Consider the following 7,100-nt stretch of genomic DNA (forward strand, 5'->3'; position numbering starts at 1 on the left):
TATAGAGACAAAAACGAACGATAAGGCAAGATTATCGCTCGTTTTATGTGGGCGACAGGCGCAGCGCTTTCTATCCATTTCTGTTGCCAAAAGCGCCGCCATGATTCATCGTGCTCCCGATGATTCTGCGGCCCAAATCTCTCTCGCGCCACTCCGGCCCGCTTCCTGGAACGATCGCCGCGCCGACAATCCTCGTCCCGGCATGGCTGCGCCGCGTCGTCCCCAATGTGCAAAACCTAGTGAGCAGAGACATCGAGGACGTAGCGCTCACCGCAGGCGCCGCCATCGGTGCCCTCGATGCGGCGGTTCGCCGTCAGGAGCGGTGGGCCGGCGCCTGGCGGCAGCGGCTGGCGCTTTCGGCGGCCGCGGTAACGGCAAAACAGGTCGGCCGCGTCGAGGACGAAAGCGCGCTCCGCGACGCCGTGCTGCTCACACGACCGGGCGATTTTTTGTCCGTCGGTCCCGCCGGGCTTTTGCTGCTCGCCTGGCGCCGGCTGGCGGCTCGGCCCGGGGACGAATTGCTGACGGAGAAAAACCTCGCTGCGGTGTTGGAAGAGTTCGGCTACGGCCCGGATGATGAGGCGGTCAGTGATCTGGCCGATGATCTTCGGCAACTCGCGGCCGGCGCTGGCATGGTCGCAAGGCTGACCGGCACATTCATGGCCGCCGAGCGCCACGGCTTTGGGCGCGCAGTTGGAGCTTGGCTCGCCGATGCCTTGCTGGCGCAGCGGCTGGGTTGGGCATACGCTATGCCGCTGCTGGGCGCCGAGGCGGCTTTGGGCACAAGCGCCCGCCCGCGTCGATCGACAGCCGGCTCTGTGGCGACAAGCATTGAGACAGATCCTGAGCGTGCGAAAGGCCTGCTGGCCGCGCAGGCGCGCGCCGCGCTGCGTGCAATTGATCTTTCCGCCGAGCTCGAGCGCCGCGCGGACCGGCTGCTTGCCGTTGCCCCGAAACTCAGGGCCAAGGCGGCGGATGCTGTTGTCGAAAAGCTCCTGTCCGACGACGCGATCGTTGCATCGGAAAACATCGCTGGAATGAGCGACCGCGGATTGCGCCGCCTGTTCGACCGGCTGGTCGAGCTCGGCGCCGTCCGCGAGCTGTCCGGCCGCCCCGCGTTCCGCATCTACGGGCTGTGACGATCATGGCGGAGGCAGCGCGCAGGCGAGGGGGGAGCCAGTCCGATGACCGTCGATCAGCTGACCAGCTGTTTGACCGGGAACTGAATCACCTGCCGCCGGAGGCGCGCTGGCGCGAATGGATGCACCGCGTCGAAGCAACCATCTTCGCCGCCAGCGAACCGGTGACACGCGAGACCTTGGGGCGTGTCGTAGGCAAAGGCTGCGCCATCGAGCTTTTGATCGATGACATTCGCGAGGAGCTGCGCGGCCGGCCCTATGACCTGGTGGCCGTCGCCGGCGGCTGGAAGCATCTGACGCGGCCGGCCTATGCCGACGCCATCCGCTGTGCAGTCGGCGGTAGCGAGCGCGCGGCAGACCTCACGCAGTCAGAGGTGCTGGTGCTCATGTGCATCGCCTACTTCCAGCCGATCACCCGCGCCGAGTTGTCGTCTTTCTTCGGCAAGGAGATCAGTCGCGATTTTATTGGTCATCTGCGCGGTGCCGGCCTGATCGCTTCCGGCCCGCGTAGCCCGACGCCGGGCGCGCCCTACACCTACGTGACGACAAAAGAATTCCTGCTGGAGTTCGGCCTCGACACGCTGCGCGATTTGCCGGATTTCGAGGCGCTTGAAGATGCCGGGCTGCTGTCGAAGGAGAAGCTGCTGGCAGGCGATATTCCAATTGCGACAAGCGGGGTGCTCGAGGAGGACGATGAAATCGAAGGCTGTGATCTCGATGTCCTATCCGAGGCGCCTGAATGAGGCATTCGGCCCACGGGGACGAAAGGTTTGCCTAGGCTAATGCCCTCCGCAAATCCCGTTCGGCGGAGTCAGTCAAACGACGACGGGGGGAAAGGTCGGCACCTGGGCCGCGACGCTGGATGAACTGGCACGCGAGCTCGACGTCGTCATCCTGGCGTCCGCGGGCAATCGTGCTCCTCGGAGTGGCAACAGGATAAGGATTATCCTACTGCGTTGCTCTTCTCAAATCTAAGGCCTTCACCTAGCAGCCAATCCATATAGGCGTCGCCTTCCTCTAGATCGACGTCTTCCGCCTTTGCGTGCTCGTAACCCATGAAGTCGCGTGCCTTCTCAAAAGAACATGGAACCGCTTTCATGAGCCATTTGGCACGAGCCAACTTTGCAAGGGCATCGCGTGCGTGCCGGTGATACTCGTGCACGGCTGCAACAAGATCGCGGTTGTTCCGCGCTGTCTCGATTGCCCACTCATAGTCAACATCGTGCATCTGGTTAGGGGCAATTGCGACGATAGCAGCCTCTACCTCTCCGATCGTCAAGCTCGACTCCTCCAAAGTGCCATCACGACGCTGGACCTCAGAAATGATATGCCGGCAGTCTTGGCAGATGAGCACAGTGATATGGGAGCCGATTACCATTCCACCCGTCATGTCGCCACCGCGCCAGTAGAGGTTGCTGACATCCTCCTCCGCGGTCCAATCCCGAATGATGTGGATGCGCGCCGTCCATTTTCCCTTGTTCGATTTCCTGCATATCTCCCGCTTGGAGCGCTTACAGCACCCGCACGTCCAATCCTCGCTTACAGCATTCCAATGCTTTTGTTCGCCGTTCTGGCCCCCTACATCGGCGAACTCAGTATCGGTCGGCGGCTTGCCGGCAGGCTTCACCTTCCGTTTCGCTGATTTGCCAACGGCGTCCCGCGCAACCGATCGGGCAAGTACTTTCATGCCGATGCTGCCACGGTCTAGGTGCGGCAATGCGTCTGTAACCTGCGCCCATACCAGCGCTCGGTCATCGATCCAGAAATCGGCCCGCATCCCGATCGCCACTTCGCGACGGTTCTTCCCCTTGGCGAACCGTATTGCCATCCGCTCAGCAAAATCGAGGCGATCCGCGATGTCTAGCTTCACCCGCTCCCACGTCGCGCGTGCCGCCTCAAAATCGACTGTATGGACACCATTGTAGGTGGCGCGAATAAACCCAGTGATCTCTTTAGGTGAGAAAGTGAAATCCCAATCCACGGCGCTGTCGAGTGCCGCCTTAGCGCTTCCCTCTGCCAGATTGCAGTCGATACAGATGAGCGTTCGTTCGAAGCGTTCCACGAACTGGAGCATGCCGTACTTGGCATGCGACACTTGGATGTTGAACTCGCGATCGTCCGACTTCTGGTTGATTTCCTCGAATAGCTTCCCGGCCTTATCGCCTAGGTGGTCGTGGTGCAATTCAAGTTGACATAGCAGGACGCCGGATGTCGTGAGTCTCGCAATCTGCGGCTTTGTCCTCCGGCAGCATGGGCATGTCCAGCCCTGCCAGGTGCCAGCCCATGCCCGATTGAGATTGAGCTTATCGGTGTTGAACCGGCGCATAAGCGCTTTGGTCTGCGCACTCCATCGGCCATCTCGCATTCGCGCAAGCTGTTCTAACTCGTCGTCGGCCATGCTTTCGATGTCTGGGATGGTGATCGTTATGGAGCGGCCATTCACGACGATTCGAACCCTAGCTGGCGATTGAGTATCCTCTTCAACGTATAGAACAATTGAGGAACGTCGCCAATCTGAACACCTTGGCGCGCATCATGGCTTTTGGGTGTCGACTGCCCTAAGATTCCCGTGGGGTAGGCCGCTCCCGGCCAGCACGGAGGGGAATATGGCAATTGATTCAATCGCGAAAATTCCGCGCCTTTATCACTTCACTGACAGGAGCAACCTGCAGTTGATCCGTGAGTTAGGTGGCTTATATCCAATTGCCGAACTCGAACAAAAGGCCATCAAAGTGCCTGCGCCGGGAGGCAATCAAGTGAGTCGGGATGCCGATGCCAAGAATGGCATGGGGAAATATGTGCACCTATGCTTTCTAGATACCCATCCAATGGAATATGTGGCGCGGCAAGATGGACGGATCAAGAACTCGATTTTCCTGCAAATACACCCGTCAGTGCTCCAGTTCAAAGGAGTCCAATTCACTCCAGGAGTTTCCAACAAGAACGGCGTCGAAGCGGTCCCAATTGATCAGTCAGACGCCCTGATCGATTGGGAGGTTCTGTACACACGTATGGAGTGGAAAGACCCTGAAATCTATCTACGTCGCCAACGGGCCGAAAAGTGCGAGGTTCTAGTGCCCTGTCTCATTCCTCTTAACCTGATAGGAAACATCGGTAATGGCTGAGAGACCAATCTTTATTCCTGCGACCGAGGACGAAGGTTACGTCACGCGATTGGATTTCGAAATTCCGTGGGCTGGTGGCTTCGCGGAGGTTCAGAAGAAGAAGAACATCCGGGCGCTTCACGATGCCGCGAAGAAGGCTGGATATGCCCCGCTGCTAGAAGTGTCGAGCAAGTCCGACGAAATCGCCGGTCGGCATCTTAGCGCGTTTCATCTGCGCGTGATGACCAGCATCGGCGAGATACCGCTGGAGAACGCCTTTCAGGGAAGTAAGGTATTCGAGCGCGGTGGCCCGTACACCGATCTGTACGAGGTTGAGCCGCGCGATGCGAAGCGCGACCCACGACTCCGCGATTCCGGCGCACTGGTGGGCTTCAAATTCGATAGCTTCGAGTTTCCGCTAGAACCTATGACCGTGTTCTACGATTGGCTTTATCTCAATGCCATCTTTCCCCACCGTGTATGGCTCAAAAATCGAGTGGACGGCGAAATACAATATGCCGGGTTCACGGACATAGAGTTCAACCCCAGCAAGTCAGTCAATTGTCAGGCGAAAACGTGCGCTCTGTTCGTAGTGCTCATGAGGGAGAACAAGCTGGAGCGCTACCTGAAAACGCCCGAGGTTTTCATTGCCGCGATGGCTGCTCATTCGCTTCGGCCGACCGAGCATCAACCTCATTTGAAGCAGGCCAGACTTAGGGTCGGCTAGGAGGGGGTATGCGCAATTTCTTCCGCAAGCGCAGCAAGGTCACCGCCGAGACCGCACGCCGGGTAACCGGTATCAGTACACCTGTCTTCGGCGTGTCTTGGTCGGGCCCCGGCCCCGCAGAGACAGAAATCGTACGCCGCTTCCTCGTGTTTCTCGAAGATCGACGCGTCCTCTACAATCCCTTCGATATGGAGACCGAGGCAGAGGTGAGGCATTCGATCCACTAGATACGCGAGAAGGCACCAAGACTCTTCAAGCGCTTTCCGCCGACGCGTTCGCCGTCGTGCCTCTTCGCGCGATCCGCGCAGCCGGGCGACGGTTCCATGATCAGCAGCAAGTGGGAGCGTTCCGGGCAACCGTAGGGCACCAAGTGGCGGCGCTGGCAGGTCGCTACGGGATCGATGTCGAAGGCCCGCTGGCGTCCATCGTCCCGACCCTTGGGGAGGCGTCACAGTTGGCTGACGAGTAGCAATGGCCTACGGCATCGGACCTTCCATCGGCCGTGTCGGCGTTCAGCCCCGTTTCGATTGGTCCGTAATGATTTTTAAGAGATAGTCAGCGTCTACGATGTGGATGTGTTGTGCGCCAGCGCGCACCACGATTCCGTCCAGTACGATTTCCAAATTCTCCAATTCGCCAGTCAGCGAAAACACCGCACCGCCGCTGTAGCCGTCGACAACCGGCCGCTCGCGAACATTAAGGTAGCGCCGGTAAAATTCGACATTTGTCATGTAGCTCTTGTCTAGATCGCAGTCAGAGATCGCTCGCTTGATGTGAATGGAGCCAGGTTGTTCGGGGACGAAACCTTCTAGGTACTCATCCATCACGCCTTCGATTGTCGGGTAGCCGACCAAAAAGGACTTGACCCGGTTGGCCTTAGAGAATGGCGCAAGAGGATAGAAAAACGGCTGGTCAGAATGCTGAGTTTTCCAAGTGTCCGCCGCCTTGAAAAGCAGGACGTCGTGGTACTCTTCGTCCACATTCGAAAGTTCGAAGATGCAGGCTTTTAGTGGGATGTTCGAAAGTAGCCCCTTGCCGCTCCCTATCCTGATCGTATCGAGAATGTTCGTTGGCACGCTTGCACCACGGGCTATGCCCAACTGATGTCTCGTGGCGACGACGTAGTTCACACCCGCATATCGGACCAACGTTGCTGAGCCAGCGCGGCCTAGCGGAAGCGACCGGTCGCTGGCCTCATGAAAAACCATGCGACAGGATTGCGTGATTGTCTCGTAGACGTCTCCCGGCTTAAGAAAAAGCCGTCCAACTTTGACGGCATTGATGCCGGGGTAATCTCGAATGAACATCACGGTCGACTTTCCAAAGGCGGACTTTTGTCGACGATCTTCCCTTGCTTCCTTCCGAGATTGATCAGAGGGGCAAGGTCAGACCTTCGTGAACGCATTCGGTCGCAATTATCACGCCGTAGCAAATCTCCGAACGATCGTGCCGACTGAGGCGAATTTTGCTCCCTGAGGCTAACACCGTTGTCCGCTCAACTTCCGCGTAAAGGATCGCTTCTCCCTTTTCGACATAAAGCGGTTCGTCACGATACAGCGCTAAGGTTGCATCGCGTCCATCCTCCAGCATCAAGGACCTCGTGCGCCAGCGCAGTACGAACGGCTCCTCTAGCGGGCCGTGTCTTCCAGACTCACGATGCCCCGGCGATGTCCCATGCAATTCCGCGCGCTGTTCAAGGACACAAACATCGGTAAAAACCCTCCCGTCTAGCCCAAGCGTCTTTGTAAGCGCCGCAAGCTGAGCCTCCACTCCGCCGCGATCGAATTTTCGTATCGCCTTGTCGTGATCCTCCTTAAGCACCGTGCCCCGTTCAAGGATGTACGCGATCGAAAACACCGCCACCAGGAACACTGAGAAGGTCTCGACCAAATCTCGAAATCCGTTTGTGATCGTCCAACTTTCGAAGTCGCGAACGAACGCTTGGCTAGTTTCGACGGTCACGTCCTGCGGCACCATAGTGAACTGCGCCTTGTCATCTTGAACGTCCGAGACGATGCGCGCGCCTACAACGTATCTGCGAGCCGGTTGGCCACCACGCGGTCCAGGAGTTCGGCAAAGCGGTTATTATCCTGAGCCATCTTCCAGAAATTCACGAAACGGCAGACGAGC

8 protein-coding genes are annotated in these 7,100 nt (G+C 58.4%); 5 read left to right on the forward strand and 3 right to left on the reverse strand.

Annotated elements, in window-relative coordinates; all coding sequences use genetic code 11:
* The first annotated feature begins 239 nt into the window (after positions 1 to 239).
* Both MESS2_RS29800 and scpB read left to right on the forward strand, forming a co-directional pair.
* Positions 240 to 1,139 carry a DUF1403 family protein gene (locus MESS2_RS29800; protein WP_008878430.1) on the forward strand — a complete coding sequence of 300 codons (900 nt, stop codon included), beginning with the start codon at positions 240 to 242 and terminating at the stop codon, positions 1,137 to 1,139.
* 5 nt (positions 1,140 to 1,144) lie between these two features.
* A complete protein-coding gene (scpB, locus tag MESS2_RS29805; protein WP_008878431.1) occupies positions 1,145 to 1,882 on the forward strand; it encodes an SMC-Scp complex subunit ScpB in 738 nt (245 codons plus the stop codon).
* A gap of 200 nt (positions 1,883 to 2,082) precedes the next feature.
* Here the strand turns inward: scpB and MESS2_RS29810 are convergent, their stop codons facing one another.
* Entirely contained in the window at positions 2,083 to 3,537 is a 1,455-nt protein-coding gene (locus tag MESS2_RS29810) for a hypothetical protein (RefSeq protein WP_040594443.1), read from the reverse strand.
* Positions 3,538 to 3,745: 208 nt separating this feature from the next.
* On the opposite strand from MESS2_RS29810, the gene MESS2_RS29815 reads away from it, so the two are divergent.
* The 3 genes from MESS2_RS29815 to MESS2_RS30405 are packed head-to-tail and all read left to right on the forward strand — an operon-like array spanning position 3,746 to position 5,197.
* Positions 3,746 to 4,264: a DarT ssDNA thymidine ADP-ribosyltransferase family protein gene (locus MESS2_RS29815; protein WP_008878433.1), complete on the forward strand. Its 519-nt coding sequence runs from the start codon at positions 3,746 to 3,748 to the stop codon at positions 4,262 to 4,264.
* On the forward strand, positions 4,257 to 4,970 hold the full coding sequence (locus MESS2_RS29820; RefSeq protein ID WP_008878434.1) for a DarT1-associated NADAR antitoxin family protein: 714 nt from the start codon (positions 4,257 to 4,259) through the stop codon (positions 4,968 to 4,970). The genes MESS2_RS29815 and MESS2_RS29820 overlap by 8 nt, the downstream gene beginning before the upstream one ends.
* Before the next feature lie 8 nt (positions 4,971 to 4,978).
* Positions 4,979 to 5,197: a DUF6650 family protein gene (locus MESS2_RS30405; RefSeq protein ID WP_008878435.1), complete on the forward strand. Its 219-nt coding sequence runs from the start codon at positions 4,979 to 4,981 to the stop codon at positions 5,195 to 5,197.
* 285 nt (positions 5,198 to 5,482) lie between these two features.
* Here the strand turns inward: MESS2_RS30405 and MESS2_RS29830 are convergent, their stop codons facing one another.
* Together MESS2_RS29830 and MESS2_RS29835 are read right to left on the reverse strand one after the other, a co-directional pair.
* A complete protein-coding gene (locus MESS2_RS29830) occupies positions 5,483 to 6,280 on the reverse strand; it encodes a hypothetical protein (RefSeq protein WP_157357909.1) in 798 nt (265 codons plus the stop codon).
* A 61-nt stretch (positions 6,281 to 6,341) separates the two neighbouring features.
* Positions 6,342 to 6,947, reverse strand: a complete 606-nt coding sequence (locus MESS2_RS29835) for a hypothetical protein (protein ID WP_008878438.1) — start codon at positions 6,945 to 6,947, stop codon at positions 6,342 to 6,344.
* Between the last annotated feature and the right edge of the window lie 153 nt (positions 6,948 to 7,100).

It is taken from the genome of Mesorhizobium metallidurans STM 2683, from assembly GCF_000350085.1.
Classification (GTDB): Bacteria; Pseudomonadota; Alphaproteobacteria; order Rhizobiales; family Rhizobiaceae; genus Mesorhizobium; species Mesorhizobium metallidurans.

Bases quoted from the DNA above. Each gene is read 5' to 3' on its own strand.
- scpB (WP_008878431.1), top strand. From the start codon at position 1,145: ATGGCGGAGGCAGCGCGCAGGCGAGGGGGGAGCCAGTCCGATGACCGT.
- MESS2_RS29810 (WP_040594443.1), bottom strand. From the start codon at position 3,537: ATGGCCGACGACGAGTTAGAACAGCTTGCGCGAATGCGAGATGGCCGA.
- MESS2_RS29815 (WP_008878433.1), top strand. From the start codon at position 3,746: ATGGCAATTGATTCAATCGCGAAAATTCCGCGCCTTTATCACTTCACT.
- MESS2_RS29820 (WP_008878434.1), top strand. From the start codon at position 4,257: ATGGCTGAGAGACCAATCTTTATTCCTGCGACCGAGGACGAAGGTTAC.
- MESS2_RS30405 (WP_008878435.1), top strand. From the start codon at position 4,979: ATGCGCAATTTCTTCCGCAAGCGCAGCAAGGTCACCGCCGAGACCGCA.
- MESS2_RS29835 (WP_008878438.1), bottom strand. From the start codon at position 6,947: ATGGTGCCGCAGGACGTGACCGTCGAAACTAGCCAAGCGTTCGTTCGC.